The sequence below is a fragment of the Microcystis sp. CS-574 genome (assembly GCF_028329095.1).
GTDB classification, from domain to species: Bacteria; Cyanobacteriota; Cyanobacteriia; order Cyanobacteriales; family Microcystaceae; genus Microcystis; species Microcystis ichthyoblabe_A.
In genome coordinates, this window is the sequence record NZ_JAQMSY010000084.1 from 1 (window position 1) to 17,612 (window position 17,612).

A 17,612-nucleotide genomic window follows, 5' to 3' on the forward strand; every position below is an offset into this window, starting at 1 on the left:
AGTACAAGAAGCTATAGGCGGTCAACGTACCGTGGGACACACGGAATCGGGCTTCTGAAATGGGGCGAAAGTCTGTGGACTCTGTGTAAGACAGTACATGGTTTTTTAACTGTGGTATGCGACGGTGGTGGAAGCAGAAACCTAGATCGTGAGGTTTAGGAATCGCCGCACTTTTAGGGCGGCGAGGATGTCAAAATCATAGAAAGAATTGAAAAAACAGGAAGCGATCGAGTCTTCCTGATTTTTGTCTCTAAATCGTGCTGAGACGAAATTCTTGCCCGAATCGAGTCAGGTTTCACTATTTACCCAATCTATGCTAAATCCTAATCTCGCGGCGATCGAACTTTCCAAAGAGGAGGTTCAACGCTACTCTCGACACATTATTCTGCCCGAAGTGGGCTTAGAAGGTCAAAAAAAACTAAAAGCCGCCAGTGTTCTCTGCATCGGCACCGGGGGACTCGGTTCCCCGCTTTTACTCTATCTAGCGGCGGCTGGCATCGGTAGAATCGGTATTGTTGACTTCGATATCGTCGATAGTTCCAATCTGCAACGTCAAATTATTCACGGCACTTCTTGGGTAGGTAAACCGAAAATTGTTTCCGCTAAGGACAGAATTCTAGAAATTAACCCCTATTGTCAGGTGGATTTGTACGAAACCCGCATAAGTTCCGAAAATGCCCTTGACATTTTAGCCCCCTATGATGTAGTTATCGACGGGACCGATAATTTCCCCACCCGTTATCTGACTAATGATGCTTGTGTTCTTCTCGACAAACCCAACGTCTATGGCTCAATTTTCCGCTTTGAAGGACAGGCAACCGTTTTTAACTACCAAGGCGGTCCCAACTACCGCGATCTCTATCCCGAACCGCCACCACCGGGGATGGTTCCCTCCTGTGCCGAAGGCGGCGTTTTAGGGGTTTTACCCGGAGTAATCGGCACAATTCAAGCCACAGAAGCCATTAAAATTATCCTCGGCGCTCCGGATACCCTCAGTGGTCGTTTACTGCTTTACAATGCTTGGGAAATGAAATTCCGCGAGTTAAAATTGCGTCCGAATCCTATCCGTCCCGTCATTGAAAAACTAATTGATTACGAACAATTCTGCGGTATTCCGCAAGCAAAAGCACAAGAAGCAGCAGAACAGCAAAAAATGACAGAAATGACCGTAGTAGAGTTAAAAGCACTAATTGACAGCAATGCCAATGATTACATTCTCATCGATGTGCGTAATCCCAACGAGTACCAAATCGCTAATATCCCCAACTCGGTGCTAATTCCCCTACCCGATATCGAAAATGGTGCGGCAATTCCCAAAATTAAGGAATTAGTCAACGGTTATCGTCTTATCGCCCATTGTAAGATGGGGGGACGTTCCGCTAAAGCCCTCGCTATCCTCAAAGACGCAGGTATCGAAGGAATTAACGTCAAAGGTGGTATCAGCGCCTGGAGTCGTGAAGTCGATTCCACTGTACCAGAATACTAATTTTGGCCCTTGGGTTTTAGGAGTCAGGAGCCAGTAGTCAGGAGCCAGTAGTCAGTAGTCAGGAGCCAGTAGTCAGCCTTTTTTCTCCCTTCTCCCTTCTCCTTTCCCCCATCTCCCTGTTTCCTGTTCCTCGTGAATCTGTTAAGATCAAGGCCAGTTAGCCTTAAAATCTTGGGTGTGAGCAAACAATGAAAAACCATATTAAAAAAATTGCTAGTTGGAGCGCGATCGCTACTATTTCCCTTGGCTTAGTAGAAATAAACCGAGCAGCGATCGCATTTGGCAACAATAATCAATTCAGTGCCTGTATCAGTCAGATTGTCCGCACGGGGGTGAGTCCCCAAGATGCCGCCACCGCTTGTTCAGAAGCATTAATTCCTAAAGAATTATCCCGCTGTGTGGTAATGATTAAATCCAAAACCCCGATCGATGGTAATCTGGCTCTGCAAGCTTGTTTTCAAGTGCGTCGTCCCATCGACCTAGGTAATTGTGTGGTCGATATCCATCGCGCTGCCCCCTTGTTTGCCGCTAATTCCCTCAAACAAACGGAAACAGCCAAGGAACCTGATAAATTAGGGATTTCTAGACAGGTTTTAGATTCCTGTCGTCAAAGTTTATTACCCGGGCGCTTTTCCCAATGCGTTATCGCTGTCAGTCGTGATGTGGACAAAAATAATCCCTCCCAAGCTTTACAAACCTGTTTAAGTGCCGAGGATTTCCCCAGGGATCTATTCCCCAGTTATCCCCAAAATCAAGACCAGAGACCTTAATCAAGATTATTTGGCTCTCTTATTTTGGGAATATATGGAAAAACCAGAAAACGTTAAAGATTGAACCATCAATCAGACGAGTTCGGCGGCTTAGGAAAGGTACACTTAACCGTAATATTTAAATTACTTTTAGCGGTTCCTTTAGTAATATAAGGGATTCCTACCTCACCGCCGATTTCCACACCAAATTGTAAAGTGACTTCCTCAATGTTGGCAATGGCTAAATTGCGAAAAGCGTTTAAAGTGTAAGTAGTGTAAGTACGAATTGTATCTTCAATTGTCTGAAAATTCTGTAAAATTTGCTGTTTATCTGGTACATTAATTACCCCTTTAGCAACTCTTCCCTCCGTTTTTAATGTCTCGGTCGGAATTTCCAGGTCATCGGTGGACTCTATATAAATTAGAGTGTTTTCGTCAATTTGGATCGGAGTTAGTCGAGTCATAAATAATGCAAAAATTGAAAATTAACTTTTTTCTTAACTATTTCTTGGCTCTCCCGTACTTGTGATGATAAGAAAAGATTATCTAAGAGAGGGCCTATGCTTTCCTTGCAGTTTATCAAAAAATAACCTAACATAAAAAACATTTCTATCCCTTGCTGACTGTCTATGGCTCGCTACGCCCTTGTCATCGGCATTAACGATTACGATGACCGAAATTTCCTGCCATCTTTGAGTAAACCCGCCAAAGATGCGGAAGCTGTTGCTCAATTCTTGGAGAATACCAAGACATTTGAGAATGTAGAACGCCTACCCAATCGCTGGATTGCCGCAGAAAAACGCTTCGAAGTTGTTTCAGGAAAGGTGACGGGGAATGAAGTCTTGCAGGCCTTACAGCAAATTTTATCGGGAGAGCAGACCAAAAATCAAGAAGTCTTGATCTACTTTTCAGGACACGGGTTTCGCCTGATCAATCGCATCGGTGACGGGGAAGCCTATCTCGCCACCTCCGATAGCCAACCCGACGGCAAAAATGCCATTTCTTTAGACCGAGAACTCAATCCTTTATTACGGCGTTCTAGTTTGAGTAATCTGGTGGTAATGCTAGACTGTTGCCATGCGGGGGCGTTATTGCCCGAAAATCGGGAACTAGATCGCATTTTGCTAGAACCTAGCCTCTCAGCATTTAATGACAAGCAAGATTACTTCCTAATCACCGCCTGTCGGTCAGAACAGGTGGCTTGGGAAGATGAGGAATACAGTTTGTTCACCGCCGCCTTACTCGAAGGACTGTCCCCACAACAGGCGGACCCAAAAACGGGAGAAATTAGTGCCGATCGCCTGTTTGATTTCGTTTCGCGGGAATTGCGAGGGAAGGGTCAAGAACCGATTCGCATGGGAGTTGGGCGATCGCTAATTCTGGTCAAATATGGGGCGCAACCTCAAGTTAAAGAAGTGAACCCGTTACTAGATGAGAATGGAAAATTGCGCTGTCCCTATCAAGGATTGCTGGCGTTTACTAAGAAAGAACGTGATTTCTTCTTCGGACGCAAGCGAGTGGTAGAAGACATCAAATCTAAGCTAGATCGGCTAAATTTTGTCCCTCTGATTGGTGTTTCTGGAAGTGGTAAATCTTCGGTAGTTCTGGCGGGATTGATGCCCTGGTTGGAAGAATTAGGATGGCAAATTCTCGAACCGATCAAGCCTGGATTTAAGCCGTTGTCAAAGTTAGAAAGCCTACTGTTATCCTATTTTCCAGATCGCGAAAAATTGCTGGATCAATGTATCAATAATCAAGACAGGGAAGGCTTAAAACCGCTATTAGAACTTTTTCCCCGCGAACACAAATTCTTGCTGGTGGTGGATCAATTTGAGGAATTATTCACTTTTGCTCTAGCGGAACAGCGCGATCGCTTTATTGAATTGATTACTCAAGTTGCCACAATTCCAGACTCTCCCCTAGCAGTTGTTGCTACCATGAGGGCGGATTTCATTGAACCCTGTTTGCGTTACGATGGGCTGCGACAACTGATTCAAAATAACGCCGAATACCTGCCAGATCTAAGGGGATTAGATTTGCTAGAAGCTATCACGGAACCAGCCAAACTGCAAGGCTATGAAGTTAAGAAAGAATTGCTCAATAAAATCCTTGAAGATATTAAACAAGAACCAGGATTTTTACCATTATTAGAGTTTGCTTTAACCCAGCTTTGGCAGAAACGAGATGAAGCAAACCATCGGCTGACTTTAGATACTTATGAGGCGATAGGTGGGATAGTAGGAGCGTTAAATTGTCAAGCTGATAAAGTCTATCAATACAAGGATTATGAAAAAGACTCACCGCAGCAGGAGCGAACGGAAGCAGAAAAAGCTTTAATTAAGCGAATTTTCTTGAATCTTCTGCAAATAGGAGATGGGGAAAAAGATACCAGATTGCGTCAACCGAAAGCCTTTATCTTGTCTCTAGCTGGAGATAATCAAGAAGGACAAGAAATCTTAACAGAACTAATTGAAGGAAAACAAGGATTAGTAAAAGGTCGCCTTTTAGTGACGGGAAAAAGTGAACGAGAAGAAGAAGCTTGGGTAGATTTGGTCCATGAAGCTTTAATTGAAAAATGGGACAAACTGAATCAGTGGCGAAACGAAAATCGACAGGGAAGAGAATTAGCCAAACAGGTGGATAAAGATGCCAAAGACTGGCAAAAAAATAACAAATCTCAGTATTATTTGTGGTCGGGTGACAAGTTAGCAGATGCAGAGAAAATTCTGCAAGAATATCAAGACACTGTGGAGACTACGCAATTGGCTAAAGAGTTTCTCGAAGCTAGTAGCCAGCAAGAATTATATAATTACCTCCGCAGTTCAGACATTGATAATTTAGAGCGAGAGACATTAGAAAAGGAAGCAGCCAATAAATCATTTTTAAACCGAGAAAAGTTGAGAAATTTACTCGAAAATGAGAAGGAAAAACCACAGATAAGGCTGTCAGCTTCCTGGTTGCTGAAGCAGTGGGGAGAGGAGGTTCCTATCTGGACAGCAGAGGTTAATAAGCAAGGAAATATTGCCCTCTCAATCATCGCAGAAAACGACCTGCCAACCACAGTAATCGAAGAGTTAGAAAGTGGAATAAACCTAGAAATGTTGGAAATTCCCGGTGGTGAATTTTGGATGGGTTCTCGTGAAGGAGAAGAAGGAGCATATCCAAATGAACGCCAGCCACATAAGGTCAAGATTTCTACCTTCCTCATCAGTAGGGATGCAATAACTCAGTCCTACTGGTGGGTGGTGGCTTCTTCTTTCCCCAAAGTTGAACTAGATCTCAATCCAGATCCCTCACAATTTAAAGGCGACCTTCGCCGACCTGTGGAATCTATCACTTGGTATGAGGCGGTAGAATTCTGCCAGAGGCTATCGCGCTGGTCTCTGGAAAAAGGCCAAGGCTATCAATACCGCTTACCCAGTGAAGCAGAGTGGGAATACGCCTGTAGGTCAGTTATCAGTGAAGAATCAATTCAAAATCTAAAATCCAAAATCCAAAATCCGGCCTATCCTCCCTATCATTTTGGGCAGAAAATTGACCCAGCTTTGGCGAATTATGCAGAAACCGCTCGTGGAAGGACGACTCCCGTAGGAAGGTTTCAAGCGGCGAATAGTTATGGACTCTACGATATGCACGGGAATGTTTGGGAATGGTGTGCAGACCACTGGCATGATAGTTATGAGGGTGCGCCTGATGATGGCAGTGCCTGGCTGAGTGAGAACGAGAATAATTATCGGCTGCTGCGCGGTGGTTCGTGGAGCTACAACCCGCAACACTGCCGTTCTGCCACCCGCCACCGCAACTACCCCGTCAGCAGGACCTACAACATCGGGCTGCGGGTAGTTGCGTCGTCGAGGACGGTTTATTCAGTTAACAGTTAACAGTTAACTGTTAAGTAGTCGTGCAAAATAAATTTCCTAGTGAAGATAGGCAAAAGGCAAAAGGCAAGAGGCAAGAGGTGGTTAGATATGTGTAATTAATTTTGCTTAGGTACTTAACTGTTATGCTTGTGCCGCTGTTTCAATCCAGTATTATGCTATACTTATTACAAGTATAAACTCGTAAATTGGAGGAAAAAGCCATCAATAATGATACCCACTCCCGAACAGATGTTTACTTGCATTAGAATGTGTCAAACCCTGTCTAACTTCTATACCGATATTTATCTATTTCGGTATGATGAAAATAGTAATGTGAGCATCTTGCTCACTAATGTGGAGTTTGAAGATGAATCATCAACCTGATTTTTACCAAATGTCTCGCCCAGAATTAAGAAAATATGTCCTCTCCCATCGAGAAGATGATGAAGCCTTAAGAATTTATATGGATAGAATGCGAACTGAATCAGGTGTAACTAGATTTACCCTTACTCCTAGTCAAGAAGACATGAAGAAATTAGAAGAATTTCTCAAGGCAAAAATGGATAAATAAAATCAATTTAACTTGCTTGTACCAAGGCTCTGCTTTAATGTATGCTTCAGGTAGAAACTGGGAACGAGATGAAAAAGACGAATCACCGATTCTTCAACAGTACCAAAATCGCTGCATCTCTAATAATCATCAGTTATAATAAAAATGCCAGCAAAAGATATTTATCATGATACCGTGAGAACTGCCTTAGACAAAGATGGCTGGACAATTACCCATGACCCCCTAATTATTCGCTGGGGAAAAAGAGATTTATATATTGACTTGGGAGCAGAAAAAATTATTGCCGCCGAAAAAGACAATCAAAAAATTGCCATTGAAATTAAAAGTTTTGTTGGCAAATCATCTATCGACGACTTAGAAAAAGCATTAGGACAATATATTTTATACTATGATTTATTGACAAAGTTAAAATCTGAAAGAACTTTATATTTAGCAATTCATCAACAAGCTTTTGCCGATATTTTTGAAGATCCTATTGGTCAAGTTTTATTAGACAATAAACGATTAAAATTATTAATTTTTGACGAAATTGAGGAGGTTATTTTAAGATGGATAGTTTAGAAAAAATGAGAAAAATTATTATTGAATCTCTCCGTTATTATGCAAACTTGCGCTATGCTACTGGAGAGGTAAACCGCCTCCTCATTATTGACAAAGACTCTGATAACTATCTAATTCTCTTAGAAGGTTGGGATAACCGAGAAAGAGTACATGGCTGTTTACTGCATTTACAAATTATTAATGGTAAAATCTGGATACAACGAGACGGAACCGAAGACGGTATTGCCACTGATTTATTAGCCGCCGGTATTCCTAAAGAGCAAATTGTCCTTGCCTTTAAACCCGAACATATTCGACCCTATACTGAATTTGCGGTAAAATAAGCTATAGAATGAAATTCTAGAAGGTTATGAGTATGGTTCTGGTATCCAACGGGCAATCAGCTATTATTCGTACAGAGCGTGGATTGACAATCGCCGGTACGCGAATTACCCTTTATGATGTTATGGATTACCTACAGGCTCAGTATCCCCCCAAGCTGATTCGTGAAAAACTTGGTCTTAATGATAGACAGATTGATTCAGCCCTAGCATACATTGAGACTCATTGTACTGAGGGGCAGAGAAATTTTCCGTCTTTATACCTTTATCCTCTTCCTACCCAACCCGATTCTTGAGGCTATTTTTTTCTCTCTTATCTTCCCTCAAAAACCCTATATATATGGGCGCACGGATTTCCATTATATAAAAAGTCTAAAACAAGTCTCGCCATTTGTCAAGGGTTTGGGTAATAATTTTCCGGTTGCCGTTTGCCAAGCTCAGAACTAGGATAGGAAAGAATAAGGTATTATTGCAGCCAGAGAGGCTTAGACTGTGACCAATGTAGCGATCGATGTCCGATTAACCGAGACTTCTCTGTGGCAATGGCAAACATGGCAAGGATTGCCCTATCTTACCTGTAATCTCTTAGAGGACTGGTCCCACGGCTTTTTTACCCGTCATTATTACCCCCAAACCCCGGAAGCTTTTACGGCTGCTCTAGGGGCAAATGTACCAGTTTATCGGGTCAAACAGGTACATGGCGATCGCCTATTAAATCCCCAAGGGATTACTAACCCAGAAATAGCCGAAGCGGATGGAATTATTACCGATGCTTCCGGTCAAGGGATTTGGGTGGCCAGTGCTGATTGTACGCCTGTACTAATAGGCGATCGCTCTAGCGGTGTTGGGGTGGCGATTCATTCTGGATGGAGAGGGACAGCTAAGGGAATAGTTGTCAAAGCAGTTAAGCAGTTATTAAACTCCGGTAGTTGTTTAGATAACTTAGTGTTGGCCCTGGGGCCGGCAATTGCCGGGGAAGTGTATCAAGTAGATAGAGAAGTTGCCGCAGAAGTGGGTTTAAGTTTATTTCCTCAAGAAACCAATCCCGACCAAATTCTGGCGAATTTATTTAACCTCTCCCCTTCCCCCTTATTTGCTGACGAGGAAAAAGGAAAAGTTCGCTTGGACGTGCGAAGGGTGATTTATCATCAACTACAACAGTTAGGAATTAGAGATCAACAAATTGCGATCGCTCCTTTTTGTACCTATCAACAAGAGGAGCATTTTTTCTCCTATCGTCGGGAAAAAGCCAAAAAAATCCAATGGTCTGGCATAGTTAGTCGTTAATGATTACTGCACACTGATAACTGAAAAATCCCCCCTCTCCCATGCGTATTGTTTTTTTCGGAACCCCGACTTTTGCCGTCCCCACCCTCAAAAAATTATTAGCCAATCCCGATATAGAAATAATTGCCGTCGTTACCCAACCGGACAAGCGCCGGGGAAGGGGTAATCAATTAATCCCCTCACCGGTGAAACAAATAGCCATAGAACAGCAAATACCAGTTTTACAGCCTAAAAGTGTGAAAAAAAATGCTAAAACCTTAGATTTTCTCAGACAATCGCGAGCGGATGCCTTTGTAGTAGTTGCCTACGGACAAATCCTCTCCCCAGAAATTCTAGAGATGCCGAGATTAGGCTGTATTAACGTTCATGGCTCAATTTTACCGAAATATCGGGGAGCAGCCCCCGTGCAGTGGTGCATCGCTAGGGGAGAAAAAGAAACCGGCATTACCACCATGTTAATGGATGCGGGCATGGACACCGGACCGATGCTACTGAAAGCCTACACCCCGATCGCTCTTTTTGACAATGCCGAACAGGTGGGAGCAACCCTAGGCCAAATGGGGGCGGATTTGCTCCTAGAAACCCTCTCTAAGCTCGATCAAGCAGAAATTACCCCAATTCCTCAAAATAACGATGATGCCACCTATGCCCCTTTAATTCAAAAATCTGACTATCTAATCCACTGGCAAGATTCAGGCCGGACAATTCACGATCGAGTCCGGGGTTTTTATCCTCATGCGCTGACCACTTTCCGGGGACAACCCTTTAAAGTGATGGCCACTATTCCCCTAGACGATCCGGAGCAACTGCCTCGAGAATTACAGACAAAAGACCTTTCTCATCTAAGCGGAGAAGTGGGATCGATCGTGGCTCTCTGGAAAAATTTCGGGCCGGTGGTGCAGACGGGAGCGGGTTTATTATTATTAAAAGAAGTGCAATTATCGGGAAAACCTCCGCGTTCTGGTGGGGATTTGGTCAATGGTTCCCGTTTAACTATCGGTGAGATTTTCGGTCAATAGTTTTCGGGGTATGGCTTTCCTTTGCTCCTCTATGCTTCACCGGTGAAGATTTTTTTCAACTTGCGAAAGCGATCGGAATAACTTCTTAATACTTCGATCGCAAACATGGGGGTTTCCTGCACGGCAAATAAAAACTGCGGTTGATTGAGATAGGCTAATTTACAATCAGTTTTGGCAATAGCTGTGGATTCTCGCAGTTTATCCCCATGCAGGAGCGCTCCTGCTCCGAATACGTCCCCTTTTTGTAGAGTTTCTATCAATTGCCCCTTGATATACATCTCCACCTCTCCACTAAGAATACCGTACATTAAATCGCCCTCCGTGCCATCGGCAAAAATAACTTCACCAGCTGGAAAAGTGCGATCAGGATGATTTTCGAGAATTTTAATCGTCTCTACGGGACTTAACATGATTTAACAAGAATTTTTCGGGTTATCTCTCCCATTTTCCAATAGATTGAACTGCCCGATCATCGTTTTTGTATGTAAGAATACTTGAAACTTCTCTACCTGACAAAGATTCGGTTTGACTCTCAGAAATGCTTTGTTTAATGCTTGTCGGGGAGGGAAAATTTCCCTCTTCATACCTTTGTCCTCTTCCTACCCAACCCGATTTTTGAGTCTATTTTTTTCTCTCTTATCTTCCCTCAAAAACCCTATATATATGGGCAAACGGATTCCCATTATACATAAAGTATAAAGCAAGTCTCGCCATTTGTCAAGGGTTTTTCTGAAAATCTCCCCACTGCCTTGACAAAACACTGGGGTTAAAACTGTTCGATCGCTGCTTGGGTGATTTCTGCGATCGCGGCTAAACTGGGACTAACTTGGCCGATATCGGTGGATAACCAGAGAAGATACTCCACATTACCCGCAGGTCCGGTAATGGGAGACCAAGTTAAACCCCGATAGAACCATCCTAAGACTGCGGCGGCCTGTAAAACCTGAAAAATTGCCCCTGCTTGGTCTTGGTGGTCGCGAACTACCCCTTTTTTGCCGACTTTTTCCCGTCCCACCTCGAATTGGGGTTTGACCAATAAAATCGCCTCTCGCGGTGGATTTAATAGCGTCCACAGGGTCGGTAAAACTTTGGTCAGGGAAATAAAGGACAGATCCATAACTGCTAAATCGGCGGGTTTTTCCTGTCCGTATAACTTTTCTGGGGTTAAATAGCGAAAATTAGTTCTTTCTAGTAAAATAACTCGTTGATCCTGCCGTAAACTCCAGGCCACTTGTCCATAACCCACATCGACCCCATAAACCCGTTTTGCTCCTTTTTGCAAGAGACAATCGGTAAATCCCCCCGTGGAAATGCCTCCATCTAAACAAATGCGATCGCTGACATCGATGGCAAACAATTCTAAGGCCTTGGCTAATTTTTCGCCCCCCCTTGACAAATAGGGCAGTTTCTGCTTGACCTCGATCGCCGCTGACCGATCGATTTCTGTGGCCGGTTTATCGATGATTTGGTGATTGACTTTCACCTCTCCAGCGCGAATTAATCGCTGTGCCTGTTGACGGGAATCACAGAGATTTTTGGCTACCAATAATAAATCTAATCTTTCTTTCGGCAAGGAAGGCCTCCCAATAATCAGCGCCTAATTCTAAAAAATACCTTATTTTTCCCCAAGCAATCCCAGAAGGAAGATTATAAGTAAAGATAGGGACAAGCGGAACCCATCAGCCAAATTTTCGCTGCCATCACGATATTTTATGGATAAAGATACTCGATTCGCCATTTTAGTCATTGGCATTCCCTTTCTCGGACTAGCTTACTGTGGCTTGATCTTTGCCGTGATGATCTATTGGGTGTGGGCCCGGGAACATCCCGTAACCATGGCCACTTTTTTCGTCCTTGCTCCTTCTTTGATTTCTGGCTCTATCTGGCTGTTAGCTTCCTATAAAGCCCGTCAAAAGCAGCGTTTGGGTTTATAGTTCAATGTAGAGGCCGATGGCATTCGTCCAAAAAGAATCAACTGGATTTTAGAATTTACATTAAGTCTTTAGTGTCAACCTCGGCCTAACCGATGGCGATCGCTGTCAGGGATTGGGAAAAAAACCAAAAAGTTTAGCAGCCCCTCCTAAAATGGCGACAACTAGGGCGATAAAAATTCCCCGGTTGGTAAATTCCTGATAAGCAACCCGTGTCGTTAGTCCTTTAATTTCCGTAGTTAGTCGCTCATCTAAAGCTTTAATGTCCCCTCTGATCTCCGATTGTCCTATTTCTACTTTGGTTAACCGTTCATCGATTTTGTCGAATTTTTGATTGACATCTCTTTGTAGGGAGTCTATTTTCCCCTCGATCCTTGTCAGAACAGCTTCTAGGGAATAAGTAACGGTTTCGTTAGCCATTTTTTAATTGCGATCGCTGGTGAGATTGGGGATACCTAAATATGTCAGTTGTCTTGGCATGGTGCGATCGCTCCAGCTAGTTGTGCAAGTGAGCAGTTAAGGGATTGACATAGCTTTAATGTTTGAGATGGGTTCATTCTCGGTTCCCTGTAGCCTGTTTCCCAATTGCTTACGGTTTGCACTGTCACACCTAACCGTTCCGCTAGTTTTCTTTGAGTTAACCCAGCGTTTTCTCGTAATTTCTGCATACGCTGTCCTAGTTCCCTATCCGTCATTATATCTCAAAAATCATCTAAAAATACTGTTGACATTATATAACTATCATTATACATCAAGAATATAAAGGAAGACGACCGCCCTTCGCTGACTTGCTGCTAACAAAACAATGAAGTTGTTGAATAAATCGGTTTTACTTACCGTTTCTGACTTAGTGCGTCCAAAAAGAATTAATAATCATTCTTTAGTCAGAATCAGAGCAGCACAAGGCTGACATTTAGGGGCTGGGCGCGATAGGATAAAAAAGTGCTAGATAAAAACCCCTCTCCCTTACAGTCCCTAGTTGCGGGTCACTGGTTCAAGCTCATCTGTGGAGCTAGTTACCAAGATTTGCCCACGATTCGCAACCTCGCCTTGGCCTATACTATCGCCGGGGCCGATTGTATTGATGTGGCTGCCGATCGAGCCGTGATCCTTGCGGCCAAGGAAGGCATCGAAACGGCGGAAAAAATCGCCGGATTCTCCCCAAATCGACGACCTTGGTTAATGGTCAGTCTCAATGACGGTGAAGATCCCCACTTTCGCAAAGCTGTCTTTAACCCGCAACTCTGTCCGGTCGATTGTCCCCGTCCCTGCGAAAAAATCTGTCCCGCTTATGCTATTGATGGGGGGGGAGTGATTGAACAGCGCTGTTATGGTTGCGGTCGCTGTTTACCCGTTTGTCCCCCGCAGATAATCGAGACAAGATCCCGTGTCTGTCAACCCGCAGAAATTATCCCCTTAATTATCGAAATGGGAGTAGATGCGATCGAAATTCATACCCAAGTCGGTCATGGAGAGGCATTTGCTCGACTCTGGCAAGCGATCGCACCTTTAACTAAAAACCTAAAAATCCTGGCCATAAGTTGCCAAGATGATGAATATATCATTGATCACCTCCACTATCTGCGAGAAACCATTTCACCCCTAAGCTGTCCTCTGATTTGGCAGACGGACGGCCGACCGATGAGCGGCGATATCGGCAAAGGGACCACCCACCCGGCCATTAATATGGCCAAAAAAGTCCTTTCCAGCAATCTAGCCGGATTTGTGCAGTTAGCCGGGGGAACCAATGACCACACCGTGACCAAATTACAGCAACTGGGACTGAGAAAAAAAATCGCTGGTATTGCCTATGGAAGTTACGCCCGTTCATTGATTTTGCCAATTTTAGAGCATTTAGACCAGCTTAACCTTGAAAATGACCCCCAAGCCTACAAAGAAGCCCTTAAAGCCGCTTCTATGGTGGTTGCTCAATTAAAAGCCTAGCCTTGGTCAAAAAACTATAATATTTTTTTAATTGACAACTAACCCATAAATGTGTTAGACCCCAAGAAAATCTTGGAAATAAAAACGGCCAATTATCGCCAAAACCCTTTACTATTAATGCCAGAAACCCTACCCTCCTCTCGGATGCCAGTGACCGACGATTTAAACAAACTCTTGGCAATTCTACCGGCTCGGATTCGCGGCAAAATCGAGGAACACCCGCGGCAGCATCAACTAATCGAAGTAGTTATGGATTTGGGACGCATACCAGAAGCGCGTTTTCCCGATGGGGCGATCGATCTGGGAGACGAACCGATCTCAAAAGAAGAAATCCAGTATTCGATCGCCAGGGTGGGCAGTTTTAGCGGCGATAATCGCGCTGGGATTGAACGCACCCTGCACCGGATCAGTGCCATTCGCAATCGAGACGGGGAAATTATCGGTTTAACCTGTCGTATCGGTCGGGCTGTTTTTGGTACGATCACCCTGATTAACGACCTAGTGGAAACAGGAAAATCCCTGCTGCTGCTCGGTCGTCCGGGGGTAGGAAAAACCACCGCTCTCCGGGAAATAGCCCGAGTTTTAGCCGACGATCTTAACAAACGGGTAGTAATTATCGACACCTCCAACGAAATCGCCGGAGATGGAGATATTCCCCATCCGGCCATCGGTCGCGCTCGTCGGATGCAGGTGTCCCGTCCGGAATTGCAGCATCAGGTCATGATCGAAGCAGTGGAAAACCATATGCCAGAGGTAATCGTGATTGATGAGATCGGTACGGAATTAGAAGCTCTGGCTGCTCGCACGATCGCCGAACGCGGGGTGCAGTTAGTGGGAACGGCCCACGGCAATCAATTGGAAAATTTAATTAAAAACCCGACTTTATCGGATTTAGTCGGGGGAATTCAGGCAGTAACTCTCGGAGACGAAGAAGCACGCCGCCGGGGTTCTCAGAAGACCGTTTTAGAACGCAAAGCACCCCCCACCTTTGATATTGCCATCGAAATGTTGGAACGTCAGCGCTGGGTCATCCACGAGGACGTATCCACCACTATCGACCAACTGCTGCGGGGACGGGAAGCAATTGCCCAAATCCGTTGGGTAGATGAGGAGGGAAAAATACAGGTCGCTCAGGAAGAACCAAAACCGGAAAACCTCACCCCTTTGCGCGGCAATTATCTGCCAGAAATGGATAAACCCAAGGGATGGCGGGCCGATGGCCGGATGACCCCCGTGGCCCGTTTCCCTGCGGGCCCTCTCAACCGGGAAAACGATTTTGATCGCCTCCTCGAACAATCTTGGCTACAGGAGGAACCGGAAACGGAAAAAGTCCGCGTCCCCGGTCCCAATGGCGAAGATTGGCCGGTTTATGTCTATCCCTACGGAGTCAGTCGCGCTCCGATCGAGCAGGTAGTACAGGCCCTAGATTTGCCGATCGTTTTGACCAAAGATTTACAGGAGGCCGACGCGGTGCTGGCCCTGCGTTCCCACGTTAAAAATCAGTCAAAATTGCGGCAAATTGCCAAAGTAAGACAAATTCCCATCCACGGCATCAAATCCAATACCCTGCCCCAAATTTCTCGCGGTTTAAAGCGGATTTTGGGCATTGATGACCCGATGAATCAGGAAGGTGCGGATCTGCGTTTATTTGCCCGCAGCGGTAGTGATGACGAGATCGAAGCTTTGGAGGAGGCCCGGTTAGCGGTGGAACAAATCGTTATTCCTACCGGCCAACCGGTGGAGTTACTGCCCCGCTCGGCGAAAGTGCGGAAAATGCAGCACGAATTAGTGGAACATTACCGTCTCCAATCCGATAGCTTCGGAGAGGAACCGAATCGCCGTATTCGCATCTATCCAGCTTAGGAGTCAGGAATTTGCAGCGACGCACCCTCATCATTATCGGTACAGGGACGGCGATCGGTGCGGTGGCCTCCCTGATTATCCATCGTCCCCAATCGGGGGCGGAATTGCGGGCTAAAATGCCCCTAGCTGAAAGAATTAAGCTCTGTCTCGATCTGGCTAGTTTAATTCTAGCCAGATCGACTATCTCGATGGTTATTTGGGGAATTCTCTATCCCTATCTTACCCATCCAGAGCCATCGGGTTTTAACAATGCCTTGGCTGAATACCAAGATTTACCCTTTTTGATGGGGGAAGTGGCAAACTATTAACTGTTACCGTTGAATGGGAAAAGACTGTGGATATTCGCTTAATCGTTGTCGATGTGGATGGAACGATCGCCGGGGATAACAATCAGGTTGATCCGGCCGTGGTGCAAGCTGTCTCAGCCGTCCAAAAAAAGGGGATTTCAGTCGCTATTGGCACTGGTAGGATGTACCGCTCGGCTTTACGCTTTCATCAACGCCTTAAATCCACTTTACCTATAATTGCTTACAATGGCGCTTGGATTCAAGATCCTGTTTCCCAAGTTCACCATCGACATACCCCTATTTCCCCCGACTTGGCGATCGATCTTTTGGATTATCTCGAACAACCCCAATGGAAGGAGAAAATCTCCCTTAATTTTTATATGGACGATGTGCTTTATGTGCGGCAATTAAACGCGGAAACGGAATTCTATCGCCAGCGATCGGGTATTATTGCCGAAGCAGTGGGGGATTTACGCAAAGTCGCCCACAAAACCACTAAAATCCTGGCCATGGGGGAAGATAAGCAATTTATCGCCGAGATTTGGCAGCATTTACAGCAACGCTATCAAAATCAAGATTTATACTTTACCCAATCGAGTCCGACTTTTTTTGAAGTTACCCACGTTGAGGCTACCAAGGGAAGCGCCACCCAATTTTTGGCCGAAGATATCCTAGGATTACAACCAAAAAACGTTATGGCGATCGGTGATAATTTTAATGATGTTTCTATGCTCACCTATGCGGGTGTCGGTGTTGCCATGGGTAATGCTCCCCAAGCCGTTAAGGATCAAGCCGATTGGGTTGCCCCCAGTGTAGACTTAAATGGGGTGGCTGCGGCCTTGGCAAAGTTTGTTTTAATTTGAGCAAGATTTGACTTTTTACTAGAAAACCAACATCCTTTTCACCGAGAAAATTATGACTATTAATACGCAAACTGTTACGATTTCTAACAAAGATATTGACATAGATGCCTATTTAGCCATTCCCGATCGAGTGGGAATTTATCCAGCAATTATCGTGATTCAGGAAATATTCGGCGTAAATGACCATATTCGAGATGTCACCCGCAGAATTGCCCAAGAAGGCTATATAGTGATCGCTCCTGCCATTTATCAGCGATTTGCTCCTGGTTTTGAAACGGGGTACAGTATGGCAGATATCGAAATCGGTCGTCAGTACAAGGAACAAACCAAAGCAGCCGAATTAATCAGCGATATCCAAGCCACCATCGATTATCTTTATAGTTTGCCACAGGTGCAAAAAACCGGTGTCGGCACGATCGGTTTTTGTTTTGGTGGTCATGTGGTTTATCTTGTCTCCACTCTAGAGGATATCAAAGTTAGTGCCTCTTTTTACGGTGCGGGAATCACCACGGGAACCCCTGGGGGTGGTCAAGGGACAGTGAAGGTGACTCCCCAAATCAAAGGGACAATCTACGCATTTTTCGGGGTGTTGGATACCAGTATTCCTCAAAAGCAAGTGGATGAGATAGAAAACGCATTAACCCGTTATCAAATCCCCCATCGAGTTTTCCGCTATGAAAACGCCGACCATGGCTTTTTCTGCGACCAAAGGGCTAGTTATAATGCTAAGGCGGCCAAATCTGCCTGGAATCATGTGCTAGAGTTATTTAGCCTTCTTAAATCTTAATGGTCTGACTCCTTAAGCTTCAGCTTACACTGGAAGCAGTTCGAAATCACATTTGTAACCATTCTATTTATCATGACACCGAAC

The 17,612-nt window shown here is 44.8% G+C and carries 20 protein-coding genes and 1 pseudogene; 16 read left to right on the forward strand and 5 right to left on the reverse strand.

Annotation, left to right across the window (positions count from 1 at the left end; all coding sequences use genetic code 11):
* The first annotated feature begins 313 nt into the window (after positions 1-313).
* Together moeB and PN470_RS05915 are read left to right on the forward strand one after the other, a co-directional pair.
* Complete coding sequence (moeB, locus tag PN470_RS05910; RefSeq protein ID WP_012266195.1) at positions 314-1,486, forward strand: molybdopterin-synthase adenylyltransferase MoeB; 1,173 nt, start codon at positions 314-316, stop codon at positions 1,484-1,486.
* Between the two features lie 188 nt (positions 1,487-1,674).
* Complete coding sequence (locus tag PN470_RS05915; RefSeq protein WP_272104021.1) at positions 1,675-2,256, forward strand: hypothetical protein; 582 nt, start codon at positions 1,675-1,677, stop codon at positions 2,254-2,256.
* 68 nt (positions 2,257-2,324) lie between these two features.
* On the opposite strand, the gene PN470_RS05920 is transcribed toward PN470_RS05915, so the two are convergent.
* Positions 2,325-2,699: a CU044_2847 family protein gene (locus tag PN470_RS05920; RefSeq protein ID WP_016516358.1), complete on the reverse strand. Its 375-nt coding sequence runs from the start codon at positions 2,697-2,699 to the stop codon at positions 2,325-2,327.
* Between the two features lie 165 nt (positions 2,700-2,864).
* On the opposite strand from PN470_RS05920, the gene PN470_RS05925 reads away from it, so the two are divergent.
* The 8 genes and pseudogenes from PN470_RS05925 to fmt all read left to right on the forward strand — a co-directional run bounded on the left by PN470_RS05925 (position 2,865) and on the right by fmt (position 9,853).
* Complete coding sequence (locus PN470_RS05925; RefSeq protein ID WP_272104023.1) at positions 2,865-6,116, forward strand: nSTAND1 domain-containing NTPase; 3,252 nt, start codon at positions 2,865-2,867, stop codon at positions 6,114-6,116.
* A 207-nt stretch (positions 6,117-6,323) separates the two neighbouring features.
* Positions 6,324-6,479: a DUF6888 family protein gene (locus tag PN470_RS22315; RefSeq protein ID WP_442929969.1), complete on the forward strand. Its 156-nt coding sequence runs from the start codon at positions 6,324-6,326 to the stop codon at positions 6,477-6,479.
* Positions 6,463-6,666: a DUF6887 family protein gene (locus tag PN470_RS05930; RefSeq protein WP_002758886.1), complete on the forward strand. Its 204-nt coding sequence runs from the start codon at positions 6,463-6,465 to the stop codon at positions 6,664-6,666. The genes PN470_RS22315 and PN470_RS05930 overlap by 17 nt, the downstream gene beginning before the upstream one ends.
* 144 nt (positions 6,667-6,810) lie before the next feature.
* Entirely contained in the window at positions 6,811-7,227 is a 417-nt protein-coding gene (locus PN470_RS05935) for an element excision factor XisH family protein (protein WP_002773633.1), read from the forward strand.
* Positions 7,215-7,550 carry a XisI protein gene (locus PN470_RS05940; protein WP_002736025.1) on the forward strand — a complete coding sequence of 112 codons (336 nt, stop codon included), beginning with the start codon at positions 7,215-7,217 and terminating at the stop codon, positions 7,548-7,550. The genes PN470_RS05935 and PN470_RS05940 overlap by 13 nt, the downstream gene beginning before the upstream one ends.
* Positions 7,551-7,582: 32 nt before the next feature.
* Positions 7,583-7,798 (forward strand): annotated as a pseudogene (locus PN470_RS05945) (DUF433 domain-containing protein); the annotation flags it as partial.
* Positions 7,799-8,039: 241 nt separating this feature from the next.
* Positions 8,040-8,834 carry a peptidoglycan editing factor PgeF gene (pgeF, locus tag PN470_RS05950; protein WP_002736685.1) on the forward strand — a complete coding sequence of 265 codons (795 nt, stop codon included), beginning with the start codon at positions 8,040-8,042 and terminating at the stop codon, positions 8,832-8,834.
* A 41-nt stretch (positions 8,835-8,875) separates the two neighbouring features.
* Positions 8,876-9,853, forward strand: a complete 978-nt coding sequence (fmt, locus tag PN470_RS05955; protein WP_272104026.1) for a methionyl-tRNA formyltransferase — start codon at positions 8,876-8,878, stop codon at positions 9,851-9,853.
* 29 nt (positions 9,854-9,882) lie between these two features.
* Here the strand turns inward: fmt and PN470_RS05960 are convergent, their stop codons facing one another.
* Together PN470_RS05960 and PN470_RS05965 are read right to left on the reverse strand one after the other, a co-directional pair.
* On the reverse strand, positions 9,883-10,263 hold the full coding sequence (locus tag PN470_RS05960; protein WP_271935045.1) for a cyclic nucleotide-binding domain-containing protein: 381 nt from the start codon (positions 10,261-10,263) through the stop codon (positions 9,883-9,885).
* Positions 10,264-10,619: 356 nt separating this feature from the next.
* Positions 10,620-11,426, reverse strand: a complete 807-nt coding sequence (locus tag PN470_RS05965) for a TlyA family RNA methyltransferase (RefSeq protein WP_271935044.1) — start codon at positions 11,424-11,426, stop codon at positions 10,620-10,622.
* Positions 11,427-11,565: 139 nt separating this feature from the next.
* On the opposite strand from PN470_RS05965, the gene PN470_RS05970 reads away from it, so the two are divergent.
* Entirely contained in the window at positions 11,566-11,787 is a 222-nt protein-coding gene (locus PN470_RS05970) for a hypothetical protein (RefSeq protein WP_002736250.1), read from the forward strand.
* A gap of 105 nt (positions 11,788-11,892) precedes the next feature.
* Here PN470_RS05970 and PN470_RS05975 read toward each other — a convergent pair whose 3' ends face one another.
* Both PN470_RS05975 and PN470_RS05980 read right to left on the reverse strand, forming a co-directional pair.
* A complete protein-coding gene (locus PN470_RS05975) occupies positions 11,893-12,204 on the reverse strand; it encodes a DUF4164 family protein (RefSeq protein WP_002737935.1) in 312 nt (103 codons plus the stop codon).
* A gap of 44 nt (positions 12,205-12,248) precedes the next feature.
* On the reverse strand, positions 12,249-12,479 hold the full coding sequence (locus PN470_RS05980) for a helix-turn-helix domain-containing protein (RefSeq protein ID WP_016516364.1): 231 nt from the start codon (positions 12,477-12,479) through the stop codon (positions 12,249-12,251).
* A 247-nt stretch (positions 12,480-12,726) separates the two neighbouring features.
* On the opposite strand from PN470_RS05980, the gene ldpA reads away from it, so the two are divergent.
* From ldpA to PN470_RS06005, 5 genes are read left to right on the forward strand one after another with little or no spacing between them, the layout of a single operon-like run.
* The gene (gene ldpA / locus PN470_RS05985) at positions 12,727-13,728 is read left to right on the forward strand and encodes a circadian clock protein LdpA (RefSeq protein WP_016516365.1); all 1,002 of its coding nucleotides are present in this window, start codon (positions 12,727-12,729) and stop codon (positions 13,726-13,728) included.
* Between the two features lie 51 nt (positions 13,729-13,779).
* Positions 13,780-15,591, forward strand: a complete 1,812-nt coding sequence (locus tag PN470_RS05990; protein WP_004159135.1) for a R3H domain-containing nucleic acid-binding protein — start codon at positions 13,780-13,782, stop codon at positions 15,589-15,591.
* An 11-nt stretch (positions 15,592-15,602) separates the two neighbouring features.
* Entirely contained in the window at positions 15,603-15,899 is a 297-nt protein-coding gene (locus PN470_RS05995; RefSeq protein WP_272104028.1) for a hypothetical protein, read from the forward strand.
* Between the two features lie 26 nt (positions 15,900-15,925).
* Positions 15,926-16,741: a Cof-type HAD-IIB family hydrolase gene (locus PN470_RS06000; RefSeq protein ID WP_272104030.1), complete on the forward strand. Its 816-nt coding sequence runs from the start codon at positions 15,926-15,928 to the stop codon at positions 16,739-16,741.
* A 52-nt stretch (positions 16,742-16,793) separates the two neighbouring features.
* Entirely contained in the window at positions 16,794-17,528 is a 735-nt protein-coding gene (locus PN470_RS06005) for a dienelactone hydrolase family protein (RefSeq protein WP_272104032.1), read from the forward strand.
* Positions 17,529-17,612: the final 84 nt, after the last annotated feature.